We start from the raw sequence: 25,304 nt of genomic DNA, 5'->3' as shown, positions 1-25,304 counted from the left end.
TTTTCCAAAAAAAAAACAGGGCTGCCGATAGGCAGTCCTGTTTACGCGTGGATTTCCGGTTCTTCCAGTGTCTCGAAAGCGATTTTGAGGATGTGGTGGTTTTCCATTGCAACGATTTCCCATTGGTAGCCGCCTTTTTCAAATGAATCCCCAGCTTCGGCTTCGATGAGTTGATGCTGCATCCAACCGGCTATCGTATCGATTTCGTCGCTATCTGCAAATTTTAGGCTGAATCGCTCTTCCAAATCTTTCAACAGGACGCGGCCATTTACTACATAACGAGTGTCGCTTTCTTTCACGATTTCAGCTTCTTCTTCTTCATCAAACTCATCTCGGATCTCCCCAACAATCTCTTCGAGAATATCTTCCATCGTAATCAGGCCGGACGTGCCGCCGTATTCATCGATGACAAGGGCGATGTGGGTGCGGTCTTTCTGCATTTTCACGAGCGCCATCTGCAAAGGCGTCGTCTCGTGGAAATAGGGCAGGTCGTGGATGAGTTCCGTCATTTGAACATTGCTGTTGATCGCATAATAGGTCAGCACTTCCTTCGCATTGATGAAACCGATAAGATCATCTTTGTCGCCGTCGCGTGCAATCGGGTAGCGCGTAAAGCGGTGCTCCCGAAGTTCAGCGAGCAACTCCTCAGTGGACAAATCGTCCGGAAAAGCGACCATTTGTGTGCGCGGGATCATGACATCCTTGGCACTGCGCTCATCGAATGCAAAGATATTCTGCATATAGGAAAGCTCCGTCTGGTTGATTTCGCCGCTCTGGAAACTCTGTGCCATGATAATCTTCAGTTCTTCTTCTGAATGGGCTTGCTGTTCGCCCGCAGGTTCGACGCCAATCATACGAAGCAGCAAACGGGCAGAGCCGTTCAATACGAAAATGAACGGGTACATGATTTTCCCGAAGAAATATAGCGCAGGCGCCAACGACAAAGTCATCCGTTCCGCAAACTGAAGAGCCAGCGATTTCGGCGCCAATTCCCCGATGACGACGTGCAAAAATGTCACCAACGCAAAAGCGAAGGCGAACGAGACAATCGTCGACACGGCTGAAGGCACGCCGAGCCAGTCGAATAACGGGTGAAGAAGGCGCTCAACAGTCGGTTCCCCTAGCCAGCCTAGGCCAAGGGCGGTCACCGTGATGCCAAGTTGGCAAGCGGACAAATAATAGTCCAGGTCGCCAACGACTTTTTTGACAGTGACGGCTTGTTTATTGCCTTCCTCAATCAGTTGTTCGATGCGCGACATGCGGACTTTGACGACGGCAAATTCCGTGCCGACGAAAAATGCGGTTAATGCAATGAGTAAGACGAGAAGAGCTAAATTCAGTAAAAGTATGGGGTCCAATAAATTCCCTTAAATAAGGGATTCACCTCCGAGGTAGTTTGTTCTAATTTATCACAAGTCAGCAAGGGATGCCCAGAAAATCCATTAATGGGCTTCGAGCACGCGCTTGGTGATTTTGCGGATATCAATTGCCGTATCCTCTGTCATGATGTCGTCCAGGATGACATCGCGGAAATAATCTACACTGGCAGTAAGTGGCAGGCCGAGGATCTTGCTGAGTGCAATCCGATACATTTTCAAGAACTCTTTGTCGGTATTTCCGCGCTTCAGCTCCGCAAACGCTTCGTAGAATTGGTCGAGCTTATCGGCAAACTCCAATAGCCTGCCCTCGAGCGACTCATCTTTTCCTTCTTTCATGCGTTCAAAAAACACTTCTTGAAATTCTTCCGGAATTTCTTTCAAGATGAATTTTTCCATCATCCCTTCCTCGACTTTTGCCAGAATTTCCTTGAGTTCGGGGGATGCGTACTTCACCGGGGTTTTGATGTCGCCAATGAAGACTTCCGCAAAATCATGGTTGATCGTCCGCTCGTAAAGCGATTTCCAATCGACAGGCTGGCCTTCGCGTTCTTCGATAGTGGCGAAGAACATGGCATACTGGCTGACTTTCCAAGAATGCGCAGCAACATTATGCTCTTCGAATTTAAAGCGCCCTGGTGCACGATTGATTCGCTCCAAATCATTTAATGAGGTGAAAAAACGGTGAATTCCCATGAAAAACGACTCCTTTTTGCTAATTTCCTTGTCTTCAGCATACCCGAAAAACGTTATAATAGAAATCAATGAACCATTTTATTGATAAAGGAGCACAAATAGCTATGACAGGAAAAACACACATCACGGGCGGCATCGCAGCAAGTCTGGCATTTGCGCAAGTTTCCCATTACGAGCCAGTTATCTTATTGATCGGTGGAGTTGCCGGAGCGTTAATCCCGGATATTTGCCACGGCTCGAGCAAGATCGGCAGGAGCCTGCCGATTTTATCAAAACTGATCAGCACATTGTTTGGCCATCGGACTTTCACCCACAGCCTGCTGTTTTTGCTGCTCATGACTGCCTTGTTTCAGTCAGTGTTGCCGAATGAAGCCTTGGCGATGGGCGTTCTTGTCGGCATGATCAGTCATATCATACTGGACATGGCAACGAAAAGAGGCGTAAAACTATTGTTCCCACTGCGCGTGACGGTGCGCTTGCCGCTTACGACATCGACCGGCAGCTTCACGGAACATCTGGTATTTGCTGCCTTGTCGGTCCTGTCGGTTTATTTCGGCTATAATTTGTTCAACTTTGCGTAATAAGTTTTAAGCAGTGTCCTTAGGGAATAGGAAGGGCAAGCAGTCCAAGAGGAGGAAGCGTAATGCCTAGAGACGAATTTTCCAAAGATGCCAACCCTTCAAGGAATACTGATCGAAGAAAACGTGAAGAGTTCGAAGGGATTGACCGTGAATCCAAAGAAGATGGACAGAAGATGAGAAAAGAAGGCGCCCACAGCAATACCGGCGTCGGTGATGAACGGAATCCGATCGGCGAATCGGAAAGCAAATAATAAATTTTGCCTAGAGGGAAGCTGCCGAAACTAATTGGCAGCTTCTTTTTTGCGGCTTCAAGCTTTGTTCGAGCAGCCTATTCTATATTGGCTATAGAAAAATATAAACAATAGAATCGCTATGAAGAAATGTGAAAGCTCTACGCAAAGAGAGTAGTGCAGCCCTTGTCCAGGAAAATGAAAACGGCTACACTTAAACAAGTGGAATAATTAAACAATTTTCATTATTCGAAAAAATGGAGGGATAAAATGATTTCAACGACATGGCACTGGATGTGGGCAAAGCACGATCAAGCAAAAGACATGCTGCGCTTTTTCGCCAAGCCCGGCCCGACTTCCCCGGGGGATGAGCGTGACCGTGCAGAAGACGCAGGTACATACGATGAACGCTTCAAAAAGAAAAGTTACAATACGCCGCAGCTGATCGGGCTATTCCTCGGCCCTTTGCTATTCCTCTTAACGATGCTGTTCGTGAATCCGGAAGGCTTGACCCCGGAAGCAAAAGCGATACTTGCGAGCACTATATGGATTGCGACGTGGTGGATCACCGAGGCGATTCCAATTCCCGCGACTTCGCTCTTGCCGATTGTGCTGTTTCCGTTAACTGGGGGATTGGACGTAGGAGCGACCACGTCCGCTTATGGAAACGATACGATTTTCCTGTTCATGGGCGGCTTTATGATCGCTTTGACGATGGAAAAATGGAATTTGCATAAACGCATTGCTTTGACCATCATTGCATTGATCGGCACGAATACCGAACGGATCATTCTCGGATTCATGGTGGCGACTGGGTTCTTGTCGATGTGGATTTCCAATACAGCCACAGCCATGATGATGGTGCCGATCGGGTTGGCCATCATTTACCAGGTGTCGGAAGCGCTGAAACACGACGACTCCATCGATACATCCAGGGAAAACTTCAGCTTCGGCAAAGCGCTCATGCTCGGCATTGCCTATTCCGCGTCTCTCGGCGGAATCGCGACCTTGATCGGGACGCCGCCGAATACGTTGCTTGCCGGTGCGGTCAATGAAATCTATGGCATTGAAATCACTTTTGCGGAGTGGATGCTGTTCGGCGTGCCGCTTGCTTGGATTTTTATCTTTGTGGCCTGGTTTTATCTGATCAAAATAGCGTTTCCGTTGAAATTAAAAGAATTGCCAGGAGGCAGCGCCGTCATTAAAGAACAAAAGACGGCACTTGGCAACGCTTCCTATGAAGAAAAAATCGTTTTTGCGATCTTCCTGCTGGCAGCTTTTGCTTGGATCACCCGTTCGTTCCTGCTGGTGGAATTCTTGCCTGGCTTGAACGATGCGATGGTCGGATTGATTGCTGCACTGATTTTGTTTGCCATTCCGTCGAAAAACCGACAAGGCGACCATTTGCTGGATTGGTCGACAGCCGTTAAATTGCCATGGGGCATCTTGCTGCTCTTTGGGGGCGGTCTGGCGATTGCTGCAGGCTTCACTCAATCAGGACTTTCTGAATGGGTAGGCGGCCAATTGATCGGTTTGCAAGGAGTTAATGTCCTGATCATTGTTCTTGTCGTTGCGGCATTCGTGCTGTTCCTGACAGAAATCACTTCCAATACTGCTACGGCGTCGATGATGTTCCCGATCATGGCTTCGTTGGCAGTCGCTCTCGGCATTCATCCATATGCGCTGATGGTGACGGCCGCTGTGACGGCCTCCTGTGCATTCATGTTGCCAGTGGCGACGCCGCCGAATGCTGTTGTCTTTGGTTCAGGTTATTTGAAAATCATCGACATGGCGAGGGCCGGATTCATCCTGAACGTCTTCGGGATCGTTTTTGTCGGCCTTGCTGTCTACTACTTCCTGCCGCTCGTCTGGGGCATTGATTTACTGAGCACGCCTGCGCAGTTCTTGGAATAAAATAAAGAGCCGCCTCATGCAATCGAGGCGGCTCTTTTTCTGTACCACGTAACGATCAACACATAAAGCGCCGGCATTATTGCGCAAAGAAGGATCAGTACGTTCCATCCAAAACGGGTCCAGATGGGGCTGAGCAATGAACTGCCTGCGGCGACGCCGATATAGTAGGACACGAGATATAAGCTTGATGCGCTGCCTTTATGATGTGCCGCTTGCTGGCCGACAGAAGCGGCAGTCAGTGAATGGGCTGTGAAAAACCCGAGGCAAGTGATGCATAAGCCGACTGCTACCATCCACAGTTCAGTGCCGAGCGTCATCAATACGCCAGCTGAAAAAATGAAAACCCCAATGATGCGCACCCGCCTCAAACCGAATGTTTCAGCAGCGCGCCCGGCAAGCGGCGAACCGATAACCCCAATGCCGTAGGCGAAGAATAGATAGGAAATGGCCTGCAGCGACATGGAGAAGGGCGGCGCTTCGAGATGGAAGGGCAAATAGGTCCAAACGCCGGTAAAAGCGATTTGGAGGATCGCTCCGAGGCCGAACACAACAAGCAGTGCCGGATTTTTCAAATGGAACAAAAACCCTTCGATATCTTTAGAAAAGCTCAGCTCGCTCGGTTCAAAATGGTACGAGTGGGGCAATAGGAAAAATACAGCGATAAATAATGCAAGACCAGTCGAGCCAAACGCGAAAAAGGTCATCTGCCAGGAAAACGCATCGGTCAAAAAACCTGTCAGGACCCGTCCGAGCATGCCACCAAGGGCATTGCTCGATATGTACAAAGCGGTAGCATAGGCAATATTCTTGCGATCGATTTCTTCGCTGATATAGGCGAGCGCCGCAGCCGGAACTCCGGCGAGCGCGAAGCCTTGGAGTAAGCGCAGTGCGAGAAAAATACTGAAGGATTCGACAAACGGAAGGATGAAAAAAGGAATGGCAGACCCGGCCAGCGACCAGATGATATAGGCGCGGCGGCCGTTGCGGTCAGAGAAAAATCCGAGAATGACCAATCCCGCGATCAATCCAATAATCGTCAAGGAAAGAGACAGGCTGGAAGTCGAGACCGACACCCCGAAATCCGTAACAAATACTGGCAGCAAAGGCTGGACGGCATAGATATTGGCAAAAATAAATAACGAAGCCAAAAGCAGGCTCGCAATAATTTTCCAGAATTCACGGTCGTGTACCGTATATTTGTGTTTTTCCATGGAGTCAATCACTTCCATTTCCTCTAAACCTCTGCCATCCATTCTACCACGCATGGAACAATGAGCGGAAACGGCCAAAAGGATGTAAAAAAGCCCGCAGGAAAAATGCGGGCTGGACGTTAAAGCTTATTGAAATACGCAAGGATTTGTTTACGGGTAGGTTCTTGCAGGCGATAGCGTAATTCCTTGTTTTGGGTATTCACGAGATGATAGGCCGGGTTTTCGACAACCGTAAACTTCCAATGCGGCTTCACGTTCTTTTTCTTCAATTGCAGTTCAGGCGGCATCATTTTATCGATGAAACTTTCAAGTTTAGCCATCAGGAACGTGTCCATATAGCGGACGATGACAAATCCTTGATGCTTCTCGGGGTCGTATTTCGATAGGTTGTACTCACTTACATCAAAGCCTTTTTCGTAACGTTGCACAGACGGAGAAAGGACAAAAAAGTCCTCATTGTAAAACACATTCGAGTTGCCGAATTGCTTGAGGCCCAATTCCTCAACCAAAAGATCCTTATTGACCAAATTCATTTCGCGCGCAGTAGCCATGCAATTCCTCCTCATTTCCTTATAGTCTTCCCATTATAACATTCTTTTGGATTGTACGCAGAAAGGGCGTAACTAAAGGAATGTATAGCAGATTGCTAGAGAAGTTTGAAAAATCTGTTATATTGGAGGTAAGCCAATCCACTTTAAAGAAGGGGAGGATTTCAGTGTGCGGAAGATTTGCGTTATATGCAGATTACGAAGCGTTGCTCGAGCGTTTTGAGATAGAAGAAGCCGCGCTCGACCGGGCTTCCTACGAAGAGAATTACAATGTGGCGCCTTCCCAGCAGATTGCCGCGGTTATCAATGACGGCAAGCGCAATCGGCTGGGGACATTCCGTTGGGGGCTTATCCCTTCATGGGCGAAAGATCAAAAAATCGGCTACAAAATGATCAATGCGCGTGCGGAGACAGCGGCAGAAAAACCAAGTTTCCGAAGCGCCTTCAAGAAAAAACGCTGCCTAATTCCGGCAAATGCATTTTACGAATGGAAAAAAGGACAGGAAGGCAAAACGCCGATGCTCATTCATTTGGAGGACGATGAATTGTTCGCATTTGCAGGGCTGTGGGAGTCGTGGGAATCGCCAGAAGGGGAATTGATCCATAGCTGCACGATTTTGACGACGCAGCCCAATGCCTTGATGGCGGATATTCATGACCGCATGCCGGTGATTTTATCAAAGCACGATGAGACGGCCTGGCTGGATCCGAATATCCAGGATCCCGAGTTGTTGCAAAAACTCCTCAAGCCTTACAATGCGGCAAAGTTGGAAGCCTACGAAGTATCTGGCGCAGTCAATTCCCCTAAAAACAAAGGACAAGAATTGATTCGGAAAATCGGATGATCACACTTTCATGCAAAGGGGAGGGTCATGGTGAAAAGCGGATTGATCTTGGAAGGCGGAGGGATGCGGGGCGTCTATACGGCTGGCGTGCTGCAGAAGTTCATGGAAGAGGGCCTGTTTGCGGATTATGTGATTGGCGTATCCGCAGGCGCTTGCAATGCCGTGTCATATCTTTCCCGGCAAAGCGGCAGGAATCGGACGGTGATGATCGATTATGTAACGCATCCCGACTATATTTCGATGAAAAACCTGCTGAAGAAACGGGAATTGTTCGGCATGAATTTAATTTTCGACGATATTCCGAACCGGCTCGTGCCTTTTGACTATGGCGGATTTGGCGCAGCTGCAGAAGAATTTGTTGTTGGAACGACAGATTGCATGAGCGGAGAAGCAATCTACTACCGCAAGCCAATGCCCTCGGAAGATTTGCTCACAGTCGTGCGGGCATCGAGTTCGCTGCCGTTCATGTCGCGCCCAGTGGAATACAATGGACGACTGCTCATGGATGGAAGCCTGTCCGATCCGCTGCCGATCAAACAAGCCTTCTTGGACGGCGTGACTAAGCCGATCGTAGTGATGACGCGTGAAAAGAGCTACCGGAAGCGCCAGACGCCCCTTATGCGCCTCGCCCCTACATTTGCCCGGCAGTACCCGGGCCTTGCGCGTGCGCTTGAGGAACGGCAGCGCATCTACAACGAATCGCTCAAACACATAGAGGCGCTCGAAGCACAAGATGAGGCCATTATCGTTCGGCCGCGCAATTTGCATAAGCTACGCGGCATCGAGCGTGACCAAGATCGGCTCGCGGCTTTGTATGTCCAAGGTTACCGGGATGCAGAACTGGCCGTGTCCCGTGCGAAAAAATTTATCCATGTACAAAATGCCTTAAGTTAGGGAAGGAGCTTGTGATGATTACCATAATAGACCCGACAGATGAGAAAGTTGCACGCGACATCCAGTCGATCCAGCGTCCCGCTTACCGGATCGAAGCAGAACTCATGGGGTTTCATGATATTCCCCACATATCCGAGACAATCGATGAAATCCAGCAAAGCGAAGAGACCTTTCTCGGCTATCAGGACGGCTATTTGAAAGGGTTCATTTCCTATAAAAAAGAAGATGATATCATCGATATTTACCGGCTTGTCGTCGACCCACTCCAGTTTCGTCAAGGAATCGCCCGTAGCCTGGTGGATCATCTCCTCAAGCAAAAGAATGCAGCAGAGTTCATTGTCAGTACCGGCACAGCGAATGTCCCGGCTCGTAAATTATATGAATCGTTCGGCTTTCGTGAAGAAGAAACCTTCGAAGTTGCGCCAGGTGTTACATGCACCCAGTTCCGCCTGGTTGTTTAAGCTTCGGCCGCCACAGTTCTCCAGAGGACTGCTGGCGGCTTTTTGTGCTTTTGGAAGATGCAGGCACATTTATTTATTTTTAATTCGAGATAATATAAAATGGAGGAAGTGGATATGTCCCTGTCCGCACAGAAAGGAGTGCGATTCAGATGATTCAGATCTTGCCGCGCATTAATGAATTGGCACAAAAAGAGCGCAGCTACGGATTGAGCTATGCGGAAATCCGGGAGCAGCAAGTGCTCCGCCGCGAATATCTCCAGGAAATCCGTGGACAAGTCGAGACGACTGTAACGAATATGACGGTCATTGACCCGCTCGGCGCAGATGTCACGCCAAGCAAAGTCAAAGACTTAAAATAAAACGAATAAACCCAAACGATTTCAGAGAGGAAGAAAATAGATGAATGATTATTTAGTGAGAGCCTTGGCCTACGACGGCCAAATCCGTGCCTTCGCAACGCGCACGACAGAAACGGTGAACGAGGCGCAGCGCCGCCATTATACATGGCCTACAGCGTCCGCAGCACTTGGCCGTTCCATGACAGCAAGCGTCATGCTCGGAGCGATGCTTAAAGGTGAAGAAAAATTGACCATCAAAATCAATGGCGGCGGCCCGCTCGGCACCATTCTTGTTGACGCCAACGCGAAAGGCGAAGTACGTGGCTATGTGTCCAACCCGCAAACCCATTTCGACTTAAACGAGCAAGGTAAACTTGATGTCCGCCGGGCAGTCGGGACAGAAGGGACACTGACTGTCTCTAAAGACATCGGGTTGCAGCATCCGTATGTCGGCCAAGTGCCGATCATCTCGGGTGAACTCGGGGATGATTTCACTCATTACATCGTGACATCCGAACAGACGCCTTCGTCAGTTGGCGTCGGCGTTATCGTCAATCCTGATAATACCATCCTAGCTTCAGGCGGCTTCGTCATCCAATTGATGCCGGGTACTGATGAAAAAGTGATCAGCCAGCTTGAAAAGCGCCTAACAGAAATTCCGACCATCTCCAATATGGTACGTGCAGGTTTGACGCCTGAAGATATTTTGGACGAAGTACTGGGCAAAGAAAATGTCAAAGCGCTTGATACGATGCCTGTGAATTTCCAATGCCAATGCTCGCGTGACCGCATCCAAAACGCGATCCAGGGCCTTGGAACTGCAGAAATCGAAGACATGATTGTGACAGACGGCAAGGCGGAAGCGCAATGTCATTTCTGCAACGAAACCTATCTGTTCACGAAAGATCAATTGCAGGAAATGTTGTCTTAAATAATTGCACTTAAAGCCTGTGGAATACTCCGCAGGCTTTTTGATTTGGAAGCTTTAGATAGATATGATAAGATAAAGTTATCTCGAATTAAAGATATTATAAATAGGAGGTTTTTGTATGATGAAACATATTTACAACCCACCGGCAGAGGCGGCTAAGCCTACATTCCTGCTGCTGCATGGAACCGGCGGAACAGAAACGGACTTATTGCCGGCAGCAGGGCACATCGATCCGGAAGCCGGCGTGTTGAGTGTTCGCGGAAATGTTTCGGAAAACGGAATGCCGCGTTTTTTCAAACGATTGTCTGAAGGAGTCTTCGATATGGAAGATTTGCGTGAACGAACGGAAGAGCTGCATGCATTTATCGGCCAGGCCGCTGATGAATACGGCTTCGACCGGAATAACGTCATCGCGCTGGGCTATTCGAATGGAGCGAATATTGCCGCAAACCTGTTATTTTCGTACAACGATTCATTGAAAGCGGCAATCTTGCACCATCCGATGGTACCGGACCGCAATAAGCAATTGCCGAATCTGGACGGGACGCGTGTCTTCATCGCTGCTGGCACCAACGACCCGATCTGCCCGAAAGAAGAATCGGAAGATCTGCAAAGGCTGCTAAGCGGAGCCGGCGCCAAGGTCGACCTGCATTGGGAAAACCAAGGGCACCAGCTGACGATGGATGAATTGGTTGCAGCAAAAGCTTGGTATGAAAAAGGGTGAACAAAGCTCCTCCAATTCTGGAGGAGTTTTTTCTTTTGTCCAATTCTGTTCCGCATGCTTTGACATTCATGATATGCTTCGGTCATGATTAATGAAAACAAACTGGAGGAGGGATGGCGGTGCAAAACAATCCGCGCATCACCGAGCAGCTTGAAGCTTGGGTGAAAGAAAACAAAGGACATGCCGTTCTTGGCACCACAGCCCAATACATACCGGCCCTGGGCAAAGTCGACCCTGGCAAGCTTGGAATTTGCATGATCGACGAAGACGGCCATTATTACTGTGCAGGAGATACAGACAAGGAGTTCACTTTACAAAGTATATCGAAAGCATTGACATTCTTGGCGCTCAGCCATCATTACGGGTTGGAGTTCGTATTGGAGCGTGTGGATGTGGAACCGACGGGCGAAGCGTTCAACTCGATCGTGCCATTTGAAATCCATCGGCCGAACAAGCCATTTAATCCATTTATCAACGCGGGAGCGATTACGATATCTTCCTTGCTCCCGGGACAGAATGCACAAAAGAAGTTCGATTATTTAAAGGGCTTTCTCGAAGAGCTCCTTGGCCACCCTATTGAAATCGACAAGGAAGTCTATGATTCGGAATGGGCCACCTCACACCGCAACCGGGCACTTGCTTATTATTTGAAGGAAGCGAACTTCCTCGAGCTCGAAGTGGAAGAAGCGCTCGACATCTACATCAGCCAATGCTCCATTAAAGTTTCAGTAAAGGACTTGGCGCTTCTCGGTTTGATTCTCGCTTACGACGGCTACAATCCGATTACGAAAGTAAAGCATTTTTCGGAAGAAATCGCACAAGTGACGAAAGTTTTGATGGTCACTTGCGGCATGTATAATTCATCCGGTAATTTTGCAGCGCATGTCGGCATTCCGGCGAAAAGCGGCGTTTCAGGCGGCATTATGGCAGCAGTTCCGCCAAAACTCCATTCGCAAACCTATGAATTCCGCGCAGGAGCGGGCATCGGCGTTTATGCGCCGGCAATTGACGTCCAAGGAAACAGCGCTGCTGGAACGATGATGCTACGCCAAATTTCAAAAGAGTGGGATTTAAGCATTTTTTAATAAAAATGCCGAAATTAAGCAGGGCCTTGCAGTGAGATGATCTCACTGCAAGGCCTTTTTTCATAGTTGTTTTCGATTTTTCTATTTATTTGTTTTCAGATATGGTGAGGGGGTACAGAGAGACTAAGTAGTACATAAACAGATGAGGAGTGGAAAAATGGCACAAGATCCGAAGAAAATCGATGAAAACAGCAAGAACGAACAATTGGAACAATTCCGTTCAGATGACAACGGCAAGGATTTGACGACGAATCAAGGATTGAAATTATCGGAGGACGAATTTTCCTTAAAAGCGGGTGAACGCGGGCCGACTTTGATGGAAGACTTTCATTTCCGTGAAAAAATGACCCACTTCGACCATGAGCGCATTCCAGAGCGCGTGGTACATGCACGCGGATTCGCAGCACACGGTGAATTTGAAGCTTACGATTCGCTTGAACATTTAACGAAAGCAAAATTCCTTTCAAAGAAAGGCAAAAAAACTCCGGTCTTCGTCCGTTTTTCCACAGTAGCAGGTTCACGGGGGTCCGCAGAGACAGTGCGCGATGCACGCGGGTTTTCAACAAAATTCTATACTGAAGAAGGCAATTACGATTTGGTCGGCAATAATATTCCGGTGTTCTTTATCCAGGACGCCATCAAGTTCCCAGACTTGGTCCACGCGATTAAACCGGAACCGCATAACGAAATTCCGCAAGCAGCAACAGCGCACGATACGTTCTGGGATTTTGTCGCCAACAATCAGGAATCGGCCCATATGGTTATGTGGACGATGTCTGACCGCGCCATTCCGAGAAGCTTCCGGACTATGGATGGATTTGGGGTCCACGCATTCCGTTTCGTCAACGCGGAAGGTAAATCCCATTTCGTAAAATTCACGTGGAAGTCGACACTTGGCGTCCATTCCCTTGTATGGGATGAAGCACAAAAGATTAACGGGAAAAATCCTGACTTCCACCGGGCGGATTTGCATGAAGCGATCGAAAGCGGAGACTACCCGGAATATGAACTGGGTGTCCAAATCGTTCCAGAAGAAGATGAACACAAATTCGATTTTGATTTGCTCGATGCAACCAAAATGTGGCCTCAGGAAGAGATTCCGATTCATCTTGTCGGCAAGATGACCTTGAACCGCAATGTCGACAATGTCTTTGCGGAAACCGAGCAAGTGGCATTCCATCCAGGCCATGTAGTGCCGGGAATCGATTTTTCGAATGACCCTCTTCTCCAAGGCCGTTTATTCTCATATACGGATACCCAATTGATCCGCCTGGGCGGGCCGAATTTCCATGAACTGCCGATTAACCGAGCCGTTTGCCCATTCCATAACAACCAGCGCGATGGTTATGGCCGCCAGACAATCAATAAAGGAAAAGTATCTTATCAAAAGAGCTCGTTCACCAATCATACGCCGGCACCTGTCAGCGAAGAAGACGGTGGATACGTCCATTACCAGGAGAAAGTGGAAGGCCGCAAAGTGCGCAAGCGCAGCGACAGCTTTAAAGACCACTTCTCGCAAGCTACGATGTTCTGGAACAGCATGAGCGAGCCGGAACAACAACATATTATCGAAGCGTTCAGCTTCGAGCTGGGCAAATGCGACAGCATCGATATTCGCCAACAAGTCGTTGACATGTATGCGAACGTCAACCTCAATCTGGCACAGGAAATTGCCGGAAACATCGGTGTAAAAGCTCCTGAGACAGGAAATACCGACACAAGCAAAAAATCACCGGCATTAAGCCAGGAAAATACCGTCAAATCCGCGAAGACACGCAAAGTGGGCGTTATTATAGCACCTGATTTTAACAGCAAGGACGTTATGGAAGTGCTCGATCAGCTAGAATCCAAAGGCCTGCAATACGAAATCATCAGCGAACAGCAAGGCAAATTGGACGCAGGAAACGGCAAGCAAGTGAAAATCGATCATACGTTCACAACTGCGGACCCAGTATTGTTCGATGCCATCTATGCAGTCGGCGGTCCGGACATCAGTAAGAAATTCGCACGAAATGCCGCCTACTATGTAACGGAAGCATTCGGGCATTTCAAACCAATCGGCGCCACGCATGAAGGCAAGAAATGGCTGGAGGCCAATGGTTATACCGGCGAGCCGGGCGTTGTTACAGATGATTCCATGAAAGGCTTTGCGGAAAAATTTATCGAAGCCATCGCGGCACATCGCCATTGGAATCGTGAAATTTGATAAAATACGGTGGAAAAGTAGTATTTCGGCACATTTCAAACTAAAAATGTTTAATAACACACCTGAGGGGTAATTTCAAGACTAGAAATCAAAAAACTTCTCAAAAAAATGGAGGAATTTGAAATGGCTAACAATAAATTCATGGGAACATTCGAGACAGAAACAGAAGTGCTGAAAAAAATCGAAGACATGAAAGAGCAAGGTTCACGTGAAGAAGACATGTATGTGATGGCCCGCAATGAAGACCAGATTTCGATGGTACGCGGACGCACAGACGTGGATTATAAATCATCCGAAGGCAACTGGATGGATAAATTCATGGGCTTCCTATCCGGCAATGAACCGACGCGCGAAGCCTTCTCCAATATGGGTGTAGACGAAGCAGAAGCAGACCGCTACTACAATGATGTACAAAACGGCAAAATCCTGTTGTTCGTCGACCGCGAATTCGGCGCGAACTACGAAGGTGAAGCGCCATACGATAACACCAGTTACGGAAACGTCGACAGCACGGAAAGTTCAGGCACAGTCGATAGCACGACGAGCCAGAGAAAAGTCGATAACTCGGCAGTGGCACGCGACGGTTTGACAGTCGATACAAACGAGGAAAATGATGTAGCGTATAATACAGAACGCGATTCGCTGGGCTCTGAAACTGCCGGTGTCGACAGAGAGCGTGGCACTGGGTTCGGACTTGGAACTGAAGATAGTACGACAGACGATGCCGATTCAACAGGCACTCACCGTGCGACTTCGGATTTCAATGATGAAACGACAAACCGTAATCGTACAGTCGAAGATATCGACCGCGACCTAGATCGTGCAGATTCGGAAGAAGAGCGCCTGCGTTTGCATGAAGAGCGCCTGCAAGTCAATAAAGAACGCGTTCAAACGGGCGAGGTCCATGTCGACAAGCATGTCGTTGAAGAAGAGCAATCACTGGAAGTACCGGTGGAACGTGAAGAAGTATATGTTGAGCGCCGCCCAGTTAATGAGGAAGAGACGAACGGCACGCATGACTATACGGAAGGTGAAGATATTCACGTGCCGGTTTCTGAAGAACGCGTCGATGTCACGAAAAAAGACGTTGTCTCTGAAGAGATTTCCATCGGCAAAAATAAAGTTCAGGACACAGAGCATGTCAGCGAAACTGTCCGTAAAGAAGAAGCTGACATTCATAAAGATGGCGATTTAGTCGAGGACGACGAATTTGACCGTAAAGACCGCACAGACCGCGATAGACTATAAGCAGCACGGATGAAAAGCGGAGGGACTCCCCTCCGCTTTTTTGTATGCCTAAGGCAATTCGATTATAATGAAAGCAAGCTTGGAGGGATGAAAATGGATGGGAAAAAAAGAAGTGACGTAAAGCCGGGGATTGAAGTAAATGTGATCTTGAAAAAAGACCAGCGGACCGGTAAAAAAACACAAGGCGTCGTCAAAGATTTATTGACGAACTCTGCGACGCATCCTCATGGCATTAAAGTGCGCCTGGAAGACGGGCAAGTCGGTCGTGTTTGTGAAATTCTAAACGGCAAGTGAAAGGACGGGATTTGTATGAGTGATCAGCACAACCAAGACGACCTGCAATCCTCTGACCCGAGAAGGATCGGAGCGAACCGTACGAGCAAAGAACAAGACGAAAAAGAGCGGGTTCATGAAGATTTGGCAACGAGAAAAGACAAGCGCCCAACAGGCGACCCAGCCAAACCACAGGAACGCAATTTTATTTGAATGGAAAGCAGGCCGCTTAAATGGGCCTGCTTTTGTGCTATTATGAAAGAGATTGCCAACGCAAAAAGGAGTCTACCATGAGTGATTTTTTTGAACGAAAAAAACAAGAGCTCGGTGTCGAGCTGAATAAAATACAGAAAAAAGCCGTAATCAGAACAGAAGGGCCGCTATTGCTTCTCGCCTGCCCAGGTTCTGGCAAAACAACGACCATGATCATGAGAATCGGTTATTTAATTGAGGAAAAAGCTGTCCAACCGAAGCGTATCAAAGCGATTACCTTCAGCAAAGCATCTGCGACCGATATGCTTGAGCGCTACGCAAGGTTTTTTCCTGGCCTTTCCCCAGTGGATTTTTCGACGATACATAGTCTAGCTTTTCAAATCACGAGAGAATACTTGTCAGCGGGTGATTATGTAATGATCGAAGGGGGTGACTCGAATCGCCTCAATAAGAAACGCCTGCTGAAAGACATCTACGCCCGTGAAAACGATGAGCCGATTACCGACGATCAATTAGAAGAATTGGTATCATTCGTCAGCTTCGTGAAAAATAAAATGGTACCGAAGAAAAAGTGGAAGTCATTGGACGAACCATTCCCAAGCGCCATCGACATTTTGACCATCTACGAAGAATTCAAAGAACACCATGAGCCGAGGCTCGTGGATTTCGATGATATGCTGACGATCGCTTTTGAGGCATTGAACACAGACCGCAAGCTGCTGTCAAAATACCAGCAGCGCTGGGACTATGTCATGACGGACGAAAGCCAAGACACATCCATGGTCCAGCATGCTATCGTTGAAAAACTGGTCGAGAGCCACCGCAATTTATGCGTTGTGGCGGATGACGACCAGTCCATTTATACATGGCGGGCGGCGGAGCCAAGCTATCTACTCAAATTCCGCCAAGTGTATCCTGATGCCTATATCATGAAAATGGAGCGTAATTACCGCTCGTCCGGTGCCATCGTCAGCACGGCCAATCAATTCATCAAAGCGAATAAATTGCGGCATGATAAGAATATGTTCACCGACAGGCCAGAAGGCGGGCCGATTGTCATCCGGCGCCTCGCTTCACAAGAAGCGCAGTTGAAATACCTCTTGAAAGAACTTTCTGCTCTTGAGGAATACGGAAATGCTGCGATCTTGTACCGAAACAACTCTTCTTCAACTTTATTGATGGATGAGTTGGATCGCCTTGGTATTCCTTTCTATATGAAAGATGCCGACAATCGCTTTTTCAGCCATTGGATTGTCCAAGATATCTTAAATTTCATGCGTTTCAGCCTGCGCCCGGAACGGGTGGATTTGTATTCCAAGATTGCTTCGAAGACGAATGCTTATTGGTCGGCCTCTCAGCTTAAGCAATTAGGGCGGATGCAGCCGACAAAGCAGCATGCCTTCGAAGAAATCACTTTGGCCATCACCATGAAGGATTATCAGCTACGCCTAATCGCAGAACAGCGGAAATCGATGGACGCGTTGCAGGATATGCCGCCTTTAAAAGTGATCCAGACGATCCGTCGCGATATGGGCTACGATCAGATGCTTAAAAGCCGTGCGGAGAAATTCGGCATGAAGCTTGATTATTTACAGCAGATCCTCAGCACGCTCGAACAAATTGCCGAACCTTTGCCGACGATGATGGATTTCGCGAAACGCTTGAAGCAGCTGGAGGAAGTGACAAAGCAGGCGAAGACCGAAAAGAGCGACGATATGCTGACATTGTCCACAATGCACAGCTCAAAAGGCTTGGAGTTTGACCGAGTCTATTTAATCGATTTGGTCGAAGGGATTGTGCCAACAGAAGAAGACGCCGACGATCCCGCTTTGCTGGAGGAAGCAAGGCGCTTATTCTATGTTGGCATGACACGGGCGAAACGCCATCTGGAATTGCTGAGCTACGACAAAGAATCACGTTTTGTAGAAGAAATGCGGCGCATCGCCTTACCGAAAATGAAACAGGCGGAATTAGCCAAAACGTCCGCACCAAAAGCCCCGAAAGCAAAAATTACTGTGCCGGATAATCCCGACGCAGTCCGTTCTGTTGAGGAATTGCGGGTGGGGGCGAGTATACGCCACCGCGTCTTCGGAAATGGCCGGATTACGGATTTGGATGAAGAGAAAGTCGGCATCCAATTTACCAAAGAGCATAAAGAGTTTCTATTGGAAATTTGCCTGCAATATCAATTGCTCGAACTGGTATAAGAAAGACAGACGCAGAAACGAGGCATTATAGATGAAGATCAGGGATTGGAACCGCAGCCTGAAAGTCCGGCTGGTGGGCGAGTTTTTCATGAATACAAGTTTTTGGATGGTGTTCCCATTTCTAGCGATTTATTTCGCGGAAGAGTTCGGGAAAGGGATGGCGGGCCTCTTATTGATCGTCTCTCAAATATTTTCTGTGGCTGCCAATTTATTTGGCGGCTATTTTGCTGACCGTTTCGGGCGTAAGCGCATGCTCGTGTCAGCGGCAGTGGCGCAAGGCTTTGCGTTCTTGCTGTTCGCTATGGCAAACTCGCCATGGCTCAGTTCGCCCGAGCTCAGCTTCGTAGCGTTCACGTTGGCTGGTATGTGCGGCTCGTTGTACTGGCCAGCGAGCCAAGCGATGATCGCGGATGTCATTCCGGAAAAATACAGGAGCGATGTATTCGCGGTGTTCTATACAACTCTGAATATTGCCGTCGTCATCGGGCCTTTGTTCGGTGCAGTGCTGTTCTTTTCTTACCGCTTCGAATTGCTGTTGGCAGTTGCTGTCATTTCGATGTTACTGGGGCTATTATTGCACCTCTATACGGAAGAGACCTTATCGGCTGAAGTCATGGATAAATGGAAAGAGGGAAATGCCGCGGGCTGGAGAGGCGCATTGCTTTCGCAAGTAAAAGATTACGGCATCATCTTGAAAGACCGAGTCTTTTTGCTGTTTGTCGTAGCGGGTGTCATGGGGGCGCAGACCTTCATGCAATTGGATCTCGTCATTCCAGTCTATTTGAAGGAGACGATCGACCGCCAAACAATCCTCGATTTTCTAGGGCGTGAATGGTCTGTGACAGGAGAAACTTCTTTCGGTATTTTATTGGCACAAAACGGTTTGATTGTAGCGCTTTTGACAGTTGTCATTACACGTTGGGTGACCAAGTTTCCGGAGAAATGGGTGTTCTTCTTCTCGGCCTTGTTGTTCGGCTTATCGATGGCGATTTTCCCGATGACTTCGTGGTTTTGGATGTTCGTCGTGGCGATGGCGGTCTTCACTTTTGCTGAATTGATGACCGTCGGGCTGCAGCAAAGCTTCATTTCCAAACTTGCACCGGAATCGATGCGTGGCCAGTACTTCGCTGCTGCGAGCCTGCGCTATACGATCGGGCGGATGATTGCGCCGGTTTCGATTCCGATGACCGCTTGGTTCGGGTTCGGATGGACCTTTATCATCTTAGGGACATTTGCGGTCTTGAGCGGCTTCGTTTATTTATGGATGTTCCATTTATATAAAGAAAGAGCGGTTGCCAGTACAAGCTGAGCATAAGAAAAAGCCTGAGCGGCTAAGCTCAGGCTTTTTGCATGATTAATTATTTCTGTTCTTTTGCCAATTTTACTAACATATGTGCAAGCATATGCTGTTCTTCTTTGTCGCCTACTTGCCATAAGCGCTGCAAGAGGTACTCTTCACTATTTTTTGGTTCTTCTTTTTTGGAAAGATGGTCTCCGACTTTCGTCGCCAGCTGTGCCAGGCGCTCTTCGCTCAAGCCCATTTTCTCGCCCATTTCAACTTTGTTGCCTAAATAATCGATGAAAGTCGAGAATTCAGCCAAAATTTGTTCTTTCTTTTTGTTATCTGTATTGCTCAATTTCTCTTCAACTTTTTTATCAACGTTTTCCATGTATAATTCACTCCTTGTCATTTTTTGTTGCTAGTTAGTGTTTACCACAGTCTGGAAAATTTAAACGTTAGAATATTAAAAAAGAACAGCTGGCTGCCGTTTAAGCAAGGGCGGTTGGGGTATTCAGATAACAAGTAAGGATTAAAGGAGGATGATGGCTGAATGACATTATACGACGAAATCCAAGAACTGAAACAATTCGAGTGTGAAGACCGTTGTGTGCTAAGTGTCTACCTCAATACGAATCCAGCAGACCGTGAAGCGCAGAACGGGGCCTGGAAGATCCAGTTAAAGAATGGGCTGAAGCGTCTCGACGAATACTTGACCGCCTCAAAAGATGAAAAAGAATTGAAAGCCTACAAAGAATTGCGCAAGAAAGTGGAAAAGGAAATAACGGATAATCAAGGCGACCTCCAGAAGGGTGTCGTTATTTTTGCATCTACACAAAACGATTTGTTTTGGGTGAAGAATTTGCAAATTTCTGTCAAAACCGATTTTCAGTGGGAAAACAAACCAGCGCTCGACCAATTACGCTATATCTACAAAGCGTATCCATATGCAGGCGTGGTCCTGCCGAGCTTTAAAGGCATACGCGTGCTCGACACCTCTGTCGGCATCGTCAATGAAGAAGTCTATTATGAGTTCGATGCCGGCTTGGAAGTATGGACAGAACAAAAAGGCGTCAGAAGCTCCGGGCGCATCCAAGGGCGCAGCGGTGCCGGGTCGACTGGCGGCGGGGCTGCCGGTGGAAATAGTCCGGTCATCGGAGGCAGCGGGGGTGGAAGCCCGACCGACGAACTCGACCATCGCCTGAAAGAAAACTTGGACCGCTTTTATAAAGACATGGGCTCGAAAATCGAGAAGCTGAAAAAAGAGCGGCGCTGGGAAGAAATCCACGTCATCGGTGAAGCTGAACATGCCCAGTCGTTTTCTAAAGTGCTCCACAAAAAGCCGAACAGCTGTATCCACAAAAACCTGATCAATAATAGTGCAGATAAGATCTTGCACGAAGTATTCGAGAAATAACAAAAAGCTCCGGGGCTAACCGGAGCTTTTTTTAATTGGGCTGCGGCAGAATGTACAAGTGCCGAACGCAGGCAATTCTTTATACAAGCAGCAAGTTTTCCGCATCGGTCCTGAAACTGCCCGTTCAAGCGGTGTGGTGCCGATGAAATTTCGCCACTGGGATTTGCGCAGCGGTTCCCAATTCTGGTCATCCATCAGCCAGTCGATATCTTCAGCAACTGTTCGCGGGTGTTGCTGTTGGAGGGTAGCGTAATACCAAGCAAGTGAACCGAGAACGTTTTCCCAGCACGTAATCGGCGAAATATTTGCGTGGCGGCGCAACTGATCGAGCAAGGCGTTTGTTTGCCCGATCAATACATAGCGGAAAGCTTCACTTCTTTTTTCAGCAGGTATTTCGACGAAGTCATCGGAATCGACGTGAAATGAAATGAGCGGCAAACCGTAATTATTCATACGGCCATAGCGCAGGTTTTCGGGAGGAGTTTTGAAATAGCCTCCGTGCTGATGGATTAAGCTGAATTGGGCCGTTACGAACAAGGCGATTTGACGGAAAAAATAAGAAACTGCGACACCGTTGTTTTCCGTCGCGCACCAATCTTTTAACTCTTCAATCAATATTTCGGGATTAGAAGAAAAGGGATGGGCAGAACTACGGTCGGCGATGACTGATTGCATTTGAAGTGTTTGTTTGGCAGCCATAGGCAAATGCAACTCGATTCCCCCCTTTTCTTCTCTATGCTACCGGAAGAGCATTGGGCTGCCAAGTATCAAAAAAGGCACTCCCCGAATCAGGAAGCGCCTTTTAGTGTTTAGACGGATTGCAGGGCGATAGCAGGGCCGAAGAATTCGTAATGGATCTGCTCATCAGACATGCCCAGTGCGCGCAATTCGCTGATTATTTTTTCCATGAATGGCACTGGTCCGCAGACGTACACTTCGCCGCTTGCATCGACCATGTCTTCCAGGATTTCACGTGTGATATAGCCCTGTGGTTCGTCGGAATATAAAGTTTTGTATTTGGCGTTGTCCATCGTCGAGACGTATTTTTGAACGTCTTTGTCGAAAGCATGCAATGTTTCATTGCGTGCTGCATGGATGAAAGAAACAGGGCGTTTCGGTGTTTGGGTTGCCACCGTTTCGAACATGCTCATCATCGGAGTAATGCCGACGCCGCCGCTGACGAAAGCAACAGGCGTTTCGCGTTTTGTATCGAGCACGAATTCGCCGGCAGGAGCGCTCACTTCAATGGTGTCACCTTCGTTCAATTGTTCGTGTAGGTAAACGGAAACGATTCCGTTCGGATCGTTATCGGCTTCACGTTTGACGGAAATGCGGAACTCATCCGGACGCGATGCTTGGGACAAGCTATATTGGCGGTTGAACAGGAATTCTTCTCTAGGGATTGCAAGACGGACTGTGATGTATTGGCCAGCTTCATAGCTTGGCACATTCTTGCCATCAGCCGGTTTTAAATAGAACGAAGTGATGTTTTCGCTTTCTTTCACTTTGCGGGCAATGGTGAAGTCTTTGAAGAAGCTCCAGCCGTTTTCCTGGATTTCGGATTTTTCGTACATGCCGTTTTCGATGCTGATGAAGACATCGGCGATGACGCCGTATGCTTCTGCCCAAGCGTTGATGACGTCATCTGTTGCGGCATCGCCGAGCACTTCTTTGATCGCTTTCAGCAGATATTCACCGACGATAGGGTAATGTTCGGCTTTAACGCCGAGGCTCACGTGTTTATTGGCGATCTGGACAACTGCTGGAAGGATCGCTTCAAGATTATCGATGTGAACAGCAGCGGCGTATACGGTATTGGCAAGCGCTGCTTGCTGGCGGCCTTGTTTTTGGTTGGCTTGATTAAAGATATTTAAGAGTTCTGGATGCGCTTCGAACATATTGCTGTAAAAAACGGTAGTGATGGTTTTTCCATGTTCAGCTAATACAGGGGCAGTGGATTTGACGATGGTTCTTGTTTGTTCGGATAACATAGTCAATCTCTCCTTTTGTTTTCTATAATCCCACTATAAACCGTAAAGTATTTTAAAGATATATTTAAAATACATCTTTAAAATTTAGACACAATTCATTTCACAGAAAAGTCACACATTGAATATAAGCCTAAAAAAGCTCGAATGCGGCAGATGCGTTTCCTTTCCAGAAATTATAGCGGCGCGTATAATAAATGTGCAGGGAAGGTGAAACCAATGAGATTGACGATGTATACGGATTATTCATTGCGCGTACTCATCTATTTAGGAACAAAAGAAGACGGCAAGCTGACAACTATACAGGAAATTTCTGATGCTTATCATATATCCAAAAACCATTTAATGAAAGTGACGTTCGAACTTGGCAAAGCGGGATTTATCGAAACGGTCCGGGGCAGGGGAGGCGGCATTCGTTTGGCAGATCTCCCAGAGAATATCAATGTTGGGAAAGTCGTTCGCCAAATGGAGGAAGACTTCCACTTAGTAGAGTGTTTCAACCCAGAGACCAATATGTGCCCGATTTCGCCGATCTGCGGGTTGCGCGGTGTTCTTGGTAAAGCCTTACATGCCTATTTATCGGTATTGGATGAATACAATCTGCGAGATCTGTTATTTAATAAAGAAGGGTTGCGCGATTTATTGCGCACATAAAAAAGCCTCCGATGTCGGAGGCTTTTATTTTTATAGTTCAATAGTTTGCGGGTCTTTGCCTTTGCGGTTCATTAAACGGACACGCGTCGGCGTGATCGCCAGGATGATTAAGTTTGGGTCTTCAGGGCCGTCGAACCAACCGGTCAAATGTTCATTCCATACTTTATCGATCATCTCGCGGTCATCCCGCAGCGACATTTGCCCTTCGATTTCGAGGAAGCTATCACCGACGCCTTCCCCTTCGTAGCCGAGCAAGATATGGGCGTTCGGATTTTTCTCCAATTCATCTACTTTTTGCGTCTGCTTGCTTGTAGCCGTATATAAAGTAAACTCGTCATTGAAAAACGTCATATAACGGGAATGCGGCTTCTCATCTTTAATTGTTGCCAAAGTCCCAATCATGCTGTCTTCCAAAATTTTCAGTGCCTGCTGTTTCAGTTGTTCTTGTGCCATTCATATCTCTCCTTTGCGGTAATATCATTTGTCAAAGAAACTGCGGGCGAGAAGCCCACAGGTGGAATCAGTCAGGGTTTTTTTCCTCGCTAGCGGAATCATTTTTTGTACCACGCGGATTTTTTTCGTCTTGCATGTCCTGCTTTAGGTCTTCCAACGGAATGGAATCCACGTTCATTTCTTCTTCATGCATTTCTGTCATCGTTTCTTTGTCGGTTTTTACTTGCTCAGGATTGTCCATTGGAGCACCGTCGCTTGATTTGCGTTCCTTTTCATTGAAACGTTCTTTTTCTGCCATGGTTAGCACCTCTCCTTTAGCGTTCTTCTTTATCTATTCCTTAATTGAAGTGCTTTAAAACATTAGAACTTGCTGGGGTTTCCAGGCTGTCGTATGATTATTTAATAGGGCTAAATAAGGAGGGTGGCTATACAATGACACAACAAACAAAGGTAAACGTGGGTGGCCTGGATTTTGAATGGGATCTCGCGCAAGGTCGTTTCCTCTTTGAAGGACAAAATTCCGTACTATTTTGGACTTCCACTGCGATGAAAATGTTCTTTGATTCCATTGAGGAAATTTCGGGTGAGGAAGCGGCAGCTGTCGTTTTGGAATCAACTGGGTTTCGCCAAGGCCAAGTAGTCGGGGATTATTTTCATGAAATGGGCGGTATTTCAGTTTTCAAAGCTTCCGAACTCATTACCAATACATACGCATCAGCTGGCTGGGGGGTGGCTGCTATCCATAACCTGGATGTGGAAGCGGGCATCTTGGAAGTGACGCTGAAAAATAGCTGGGAATATCAGATCAACCTGGCGCAAGGGAAAAAGACCGGCGGCAGCTTTTTGCCGGCCCATTATGCAGGAATCTTCAGCTCGCTTCTGGACCGCAGCATTTGGTATGAAGTGGTCCACTCGCAGATCGAAGGGCATGATGAATGCTTGATCCGCTATTTTCCGTCAGATGAGACGATTGAAAAGAATATCCATACGCTGGCACGCCGCAAGGAATCGGAGAAAATCCGCGAACTCGAGCAGCTGGTGGATGAAAAGACAGCGGATCTTCATGACATGATCCGCGAAATTTCTTCACCGCTTATTCCAGTGCTGGAAGATATTGTCGTCGTTCCGCTTCTTGGGCGCTATGATGAAGCACGTGCCGAAGAGTTATTCATCAAAACGCTTGAGAATTTGCCGAAATACAAAGCGCGCTATTTGCTGCTCGATTTGACTGGACTCAATGAGAGCTTCAACCAGCATGCGGCGATGCTGATCGAAAAATTAGGTTCTGCCGCGAATTTGATCGGCACGAAGACGGTGCTGGCCGGCATTTCGCCTCACACCAGCATGACAATCACAGAAGCGGGTGTAAACCTCTCAGGCTATGACTGCTTCCGCACGCTTCAACATGGCATTCACTTCGCTTTGGCGCAGAACGGCAAGACCATTATTTAATAGCGAAGCTTTCCCAAAAGCGCATAGGGAAAGCTTTTTATGGTATTTTTGAATAAAATGGATAAAAATATAAAGGAAAT

General features: G+C 47.7%; 28 protein-coding genes. 19 read left to right on the top strand and 9 right to left on the bottom strand.

The genetic code is table 11. The annotated features are described in order from the left end of the window. Positions 1 to 41: 41 nt before the first annotated feature. Both KTG14_RS06975 and KTG14_RS06970 read right to left on the bottom strand, forming a co-directional pair. The gene (locus tag KTG14_RS06975; RefSeq protein WP_254178031.1) at positions 42 to 1,358 is read right to left on the bottom strand and encodes a hemolysin family protein; all 1,317 of its coding nucleotides are present in this window, start codon (positions 1,356 to 1,358) and stop codon (positions 42 to 44) included. 84 nt (positions 1,359 to 1,442) lie between these two features. Continuing rightward, complete coding sequence (locus KTG14_RS06970; protein ID WP_216970246.1) at positions 1,443 to 2,072, bottom strand: YfbR-like 5'-deoxynucleotidase; 630 nt, start codon at positions 2,070 to 2,072, stop codon at positions 1,443 to 1,445. A 104-nt stretch (positions 2,073 to 2,176) separates the two neighbouring features. On the opposite strand from KTG14_RS06970, the gene KTG14_RS06965 reads away from it, so the two are divergent. From KTG14_RS06965 to KTG14_RS06955, 3 genes are all read left to right on the top strand, one after another. Further along, on the top strand, positions 2,177 to 2,653 hold the full coding sequence (locus tag KTG14_RS06965; protein ID WP_216970245.1) for a metal-dependent hydrolase: 477 nt from the start codon (positions 2,177 to 2,179) through the stop codon (positions 2,651 to 2,653). A 62-nt stretch (positions 2,654 to 2,715) separates the two neighbouring features. Then, complete coding sequence (locus KTG14_RS06960; protein WP_216970244.1) at positions 2,716 to 2,904, top strand: hypothetical protein; 189 nt, start codon at positions 2,716 to 2,718, stop codon at positions 2,902 to 2,904. A gap of 249 nt (positions 2,905 to 3,153) precedes the next feature. Next, positions 3,154 to 4,797 carry an SLC13 family permease gene (locus KTG14_RS06955; protein WP_216970243.1) on the top strand — a complete coding sequence of 548 codons (1,644 nt, stop codon included), beginning with the start codon at positions 3,154 to 3,156 and terminating at the stop codon, positions 4,795 to 4,797. A 14-nt stretch (positions 4,798 to 4,811) separates the two neighbouring features. Here KTG14_RS06955 and KTG14_RS06950 read toward each other — a convergent pair whose 3' ends face one another. After that, on the bottom strand, positions 4,812 to 6,008 hold the full coding sequence (locus KTG14_RS06950) for an MFS transporter (RefSeq protein ID WP_216970242.1): 1,197 nt from the start codon (positions 6,006 to 6,008) through the stop codon (positions 4,812 to 4,814). Positions 6,009 to 6,127: 119 nt separating this feature from the next. Beyond that, entirely contained in the window at positions 6,128 to 6,559 is a 432-nt protein-coding gene (locus tag KTG14_RS06945; protein ID WP_216970241.1) for a hypothetical protein, read from the bottom strand. 164 nt (positions 6,560 to 6,723) lie between these two features. On the opposite strand from KTG14_RS06945, the gene KTG14_RS06940 reads away from it, so the two are divergent. The 13 genes from KTG14_RS06940 (at position 6,724) to KTG14_RS06880 (ending at position 19,290) form a co-directional block, all read left to right on the top strand. Next, the gene (locus KTG14_RS06940; RefSeq protein WP_216970240.1) at positions 6,724 to 7,401 is read left to right on the top strand and encodes an SOS response-associated peptidase; all 678 of its coding nucleotides are present in this window, start codon (positions 6,724 to 6,726) and stop codon (positions 7,399 to 7,401) included. Positions 7,402 to 7,428: 27 nt separating this feature from the next. Further along, positions 7,429 to 8,295 carry a patatin-like phospholipase family protein gene (locus KTG14_RS06935; RefSeq protein ID WP_216970239.1) on the top strand — a complete coding sequence of 289 codons (867 nt, stop codon included), beginning with the start codon at positions 7,429 to 7,431 and terminating at the stop codon, positions 8,293 to 8,295. A gap of 14 nt (positions 8,296 to 8,309) precedes the next feature. After that, positions 8,310 to 8,756, top strand: coding sequence for a GNAT family N-acetyltransferase (locus tag KTG14_RS06930; protein WP_216970238.1), 447 nt, complete (start codon positions 8,310 to 8,312; stop codon positions 8,754 to 8,756). 149 nt (positions 8,757 to 8,905) lie between these two features. Beyond that, positions 8,906 to 9,115 carry a DUF896 domain-containing protein gene (locus KTG14_RS06925; protein WP_216970237.1) on the top strand — a complete coding sequence of 70 codons (210 nt, stop codon included), beginning with the start codon at positions 8,906 to 8,908 and terminating at the stop codon, positions 9,113 to 9,115. Between the two features lie 40 nt (positions 9,116 to 9,155). After that, positions 9,156 to 10,025 carry an Hsp33 family molecular chaperone HslO gene (gene hslO, locus KTG14_RS06920; RefSeq protein WP_216970236.1) on the top strand — a complete coding sequence of 290 codons (870 nt, stop codon included), beginning with the start codon at positions 9,156 to 9,158 and terminating at the stop codon, positions 10,023 to 10,025. Between the two features lie 121 nt (positions 10,026 to 10,146). Beyond that, positions 10,147 to 10,749 carry an alpha/beta hydrolase gene (locus KTG14_RS06915; RefSeq protein WP_216970387.1) on the top strand — a complete coding sequence of 201 codons (603 nt, stop codon included), beginning with the start codon at positions 10,147 to 10,149 and terminating at the stop codon, positions 10,747 to 10,749. A gap of 113 nt (positions 10,750 to 10,862) precedes the next feature. Beyond that, on the top strand, positions 10,863 to 11,834 hold the full coding sequence (gene glsA / locus KTG14_RS06910) for a glutaminase A (protein WP_216970235.1): 972 nt from the start codon (positions 10,863 to 10,865) through the stop codon (positions 11,832 to 11,834). Positions 11,835 to 11,991: 157 nt separating this feature from the next. Continuing rightward, positions 11,992 to 14,040 (top strand): catalase, encoded by a 2,049-nt coding sequence (locus KTG14_RS06905; protein ID WP_216970234.1) that lies wholly within the window; start codon positions 11,992 to 11,994, stop codon positions 14,038 to 14,040. A 123-nt stretch (positions 14,041 to 14,163) separates the two neighbouring features. Then, positions 14,164 to 15,288, top strand: coding sequence for a YsnF/AvaK domain-containing protein (locus KTG14_RS06900; protein ID WP_216970233.1), 1,125 nt, complete (start codon positions 14,164 to 14,166; stop codon positions 15,286 to 15,288). 93 nt (positions 15,289 to 15,381) lie between these two features. Beyond that, on the top strand, positions 15,382 to 15,582 hold the full coding sequence (locus KTG14_RS06895; protein WP_211655146.1) for a YwbE family protein: 201 nt from the start codon (positions 15,382 to 15,384) through the stop codon (positions 15,580 to 15,582). A gap of 15 nt (positions 15,583 to 15,597) precedes the next feature. Next, positions 15,598 to 15,774: a hypothetical protein gene (locus KTG14_RS06890; protein ID WP_216970232.1), complete on the top strand. Its 177-nt coding sequence runs from the start codon at positions 15,598 to 15,600 to the stop codon at positions 15,772 to 15,774. 77 nt (positions 15,775 to 15,851) lie between these two features. After that, complete coding sequence (locus KTG14_RS06885) at positions 15,852 to 17,981, top strand: ATP-dependent helicase (protein ID WP_216970231.1); 2,130 nt, start codon at positions 15,852 to 15,854, stop codon at positions 17,979 to 17,981. A 31-nt stretch (positions 17,982 to 18,012) separates the two neighbouring features. Then, complete coding sequence (locus tag KTG14_RS06880; protein ID WP_216970230.1) at positions 18,013 to 19,290, top strand: MDR family MFS transporter; 1,278 nt, start codon at positions 18,013 to 18,015, stop codon at positions 19,288 to 19,290. Positions 19,291 to 19,339: 49 nt separating this feature from the next. Here KTG14_RS06880 and KTG14_RS06875 read toward each other — a convergent pair whose 3' ends face one another. Then, positions 19,340 to 19,651 (bottom strand): DUF3243 domain-containing protein, encoded by a 312-nt coding sequence (locus KTG14_RS06875; protein ID WP_216970229.1) that lies wholly within the window; start codon positions 19,649 to 19,651, stop codon positions 19,340 to 19,342. A 162-nt stretch (positions 19,652 to 19,813) separates the two neighbouring features. Here KTG14_RS06875 and KTG14_RS06870 point away from each other — a divergent pair, with 162 nt between their 5' ends. After that, positions 19,814 to 20,677, top strand: a complete 864-nt coding sequence (locus KTG14_RS06870) for a VLRF1 family aeRF1-type release factor (protein WP_216970228.1) — start codon at positions 19,814 to 19,816, stop codon at positions 20,675 to 20,677. A gap of 15 nt (positions 20,678 to 20,692) precedes the next feature. Here the strand turns inward: KTG14_RS06870 and KTG14_RS06865 are convergent, their stop codons facing one another. Both KTG14_RS06865 and hmpA read right to left on the bottom strand, forming a co-directional pair. Continuing rightward, entirely contained in the window at positions 20,693 to 21,388 is a 696-nt protein-coding gene (locus KTG14_RS06865) for an IucA/IucC family C-terminal-domain containing protein (protein ID WP_254178030.1), read from the bottom strand. A 98-nt stretch (positions 21,389 to 21,486) separates the two neighbouring features. Continuing rightward, the gene (gene hmpA / locus KTG14_RS06860) at positions 21,487 to 22,668 is read right to left on the bottom strand and encodes an NO-inducible flavohemoprotein (RefSeq protein ID WP_216970227.1); all 1,182 of its coding nucleotides are present in this window, start codon (positions 22,666 to 22,668) and stop codon (positions 21,487 to 21,489) included. Positions 22,669 to 22,884: 216 nt separating this feature from the next. On the opposite strand from hmpA, the gene KTG14_RS06855 reads away from it, so the two are divergent. Further along, positions 22,885 to 23,319, top strand: coding sequence for an RrF2 family transcriptional regulator (locus tag KTG14_RS06855; RefSeq protein ID WP_216970226.1), 435 nt, complete (start codon positions 22,885 to 22,887; stop codon positions 23,317 to 23,319). Between the two features lie 30 nt (positions 23,320 to 23,349). Here KTG14_RS06855 and KTG14_RS06850 read toward each other — a convergent pair whose 3' ends face one another. Then, a complete protein-coding gene (locus KTG14_RS06850) occupies positions 23,350 to 23,772 on the bottom strand; it encodes a pyridoxamine 5'-phosphate oxidase family protein (RefSeq protein WP_211655137.1) in 423 nt (140 codons plus the stop codon). Positions 23,773 to 23,839: 67 nt separating this feature from the next. Next, on the bottom strand, positions 23,840 to 24,070 hold the full coding sequence (locus KTG14_RS06845) for a hypothetical protein (protein WP_216970225.1): 231 nt from the start codon (positions 24,068 to 24,070) through the stop codon (positions 23,840 to 23,842). A 134-nt stretch (positions 24,071 to 24,204) separates the two neighbouring features. Here KTG14_RS06845 and KTG14_RS06840 point away from each other — a divergent pair, with 134 nt between their 5' ends. Then, positions 24,205 to 25,224, top strand: a complete 1,020-nt coding sequence (locus KTG14_RS06840; protein ID WP_216970224.1) for an STAS domain-containing protein — start codon at positions 24,205 to 24,207, stop codon at positions 25,222 to 25,224. Positions 25,225 to 25,304 lie beyond the last annotated feature (80 nt).

The organism is Planococcus sp. CP5-4_YE (assembly GCF_019042655.1).
GTDB lineage: Bacteria > Bacillota > Bacilli > Bacillales_A > Planococcaceae > Planococcus.
The sequence above is the reverse complement of the archived record's forward strand: the minus strand, read 5'-3'. Positions and strand labels throughout refer to the sequence as shown.

Excerpts from the sequence above, each read along its gene's own strand:
- KTG14_RS06970 (WP_216970246.1), bottom strand. The coding sequence starts at position 2,072 with ATGGGAATTCACCGTTTTTTCACCTCATTAAATGATTTGGAGCGAATC.
- KTG14_RS06965 (WP_216970245.1), top strand. The coding sequence starts at position 2,177 with ATGACAGGAAAAACACACATCACGGGCGGCATCGCAGCAAGTCTGGCA.
- KTG14_RS06960 (WP_216970244.1), top strand. The coding sequence starts at position 2,716 with ATGCCTAGAGACGAATTTTCCAAAGATGCCAACCCTTCAAGGAATACT.
- KTG14_RS06955 (WP_216970243.1), top strand. The coding sequence starts at position 3,154 with ATGATTTCAACGACATGGCACTGGATGTGGGCAAAGCACGATCAAGCA.
- KTG14_RS06950 (WP_216970242.1), bottom strand. The coding sequence starts at position 6,008 with ATGGAAAAACACAAATATACGGTACACGACCGTGAATTCTGGAAAATT.
- KTG14_RS06945 (WP_216970241.1), bottom strand. The coding sequence starts at position 6,559 with ATGGCTACTGCGCGCGAAATGAATTTGGTCAATAAGGATCTTTTGGTT.
- KTG14_RS06935 (WP_216970239.1), top strand. The coding sequence starts at position 7,429 with ATGGTGAAAAGCGGATTGATCTTGGAAGGCGGAGGGATGCGGGGCGTC.
- KTG14_RS06930 (WP_216970238.1), top strand. The coding sequence starts at position 8,310 with ATGATTACCATAATAGACCCGACAGATGAGAAAGTTGCACGCGACATC.
- KTG14_RS06925 (WP_216970237.1), top strand. The coding sequence starts at position 8,906 with ATGATTCAGATCTTGCCGCGCATTAATGAATTGGCACAAAAAGAGCGC.
- hslO (WP_216970236.1), top strand. The coding sequence starts at position 9,156 with ATGAATGATTATTTAGTGAGAGCCTTGGCCTACGACGGCCAAATCCGT.
- KTG14_RS06915 (WP_216970387.1), top strand. The coding sequence starts at position 10,147 with ATGAAACATATTTACAACCCACCGGCAGAGGCGGCTAAGCCTACATTC.
- glsA (WP_216970235.1), top strand. The coding sequence starts at position 10,863 with ATGGCGGTGCAAAACAATCCGCGCATCACCGAGCAGCTTGAAGCTTGG.
- KTG14_RS06905 (WP_216970234.1), top strand. The coding sequence starts at position 11,992 with ATGGCACAAGATCCGAAGAAAATCGATGAAAACAGCAAGAACGAACAA.
- KTG14_RS06900 (WP_216970233.1), top strand. The coding sequence starts at position 14,164 with ATGGCTAACAATAAATTCATGGGAACATTCGAGACAGAAACAGAAGTG.
- KTG14_RS06895 (WP_211655146.1), top strand. The coding sequence starts at position 15,382 with ATGGATGGGAAAAAAAGAAGTGACGTAAAGCCGGGGATTGAAGTAAAT.
- KTG14_RS06890 (WP_216970232.1), top strand. The coding sequence starts at position 15,598 with ATGAGTGATCAGCACAACCAAGACGACCTGCAATCCTCTGACCCGAGA.
- KTG14_RS06885 (WP_216970231.1), top strand. The coding sequence starts at position 15,852 with ATGAGTGATTTTTTTGAACGAAAAAAACAAGAGCTCGGTGTCGAGCTG.
- KTG14_RS06880 (WP_216970230.1), top strand. The coding sequence starts at position 18,013 with ATGAAGATCAGGGATTGGAACCGCAGCCTGAAAGTCCGGCTGGTGGGC.
- KTG14_RS06875 (WP_216970229.1), bottom strand. The coding sequence starts at position 19,651 with ATGGAAAACGTTGATAAAAAAGTTGAAGAGAAATTGAGCAATACAGAT.
- KTG14_RS06870 (WP_216970228.1), top strand. The coding sequence starts at position 19,814 with ATGACATTATACGACGAAATCCAAGAACTGAAACAATTCGAGTGTGAA.
- hmpA (WP_216970227.1), bottom strand. The coding sequence starts at position 22,668 with ATGTTATCCGAACAAACAAGAACCATCGTCAAATCCACTGCCCCTGTA.
- KTG14_RS06855 (WP_216970226.1), top strand. The coding sequence starts at position 22,885 with ATGAGATTGACGATGTATACGGATTATTCATTGCGCGTACTCATCTAT.
- KTG14_RS06850 (WP_211655137.1), bottom strand. The coding sequence starts at position 23,772 with ATGGCACAAGAACAACTGAAACAGCAGGCACTGAAAATTTTGGAAGAC.
- KTG14_RS06845 (WP_216970225.1), bottom strand. The coding sequence starts at position 24,070 with ATGGCAGAAAAAGAACGTTTCAATGAAAAGGAACGCAAATCAAGCGAC.
- KTG14_RS06840 (WP_216970224.1), top strand. The coding sequence starts at position 24,205 with ATGACACAACAAACAAAGGTAAACGTGGGTGGCCTGGATTTTGAATGG.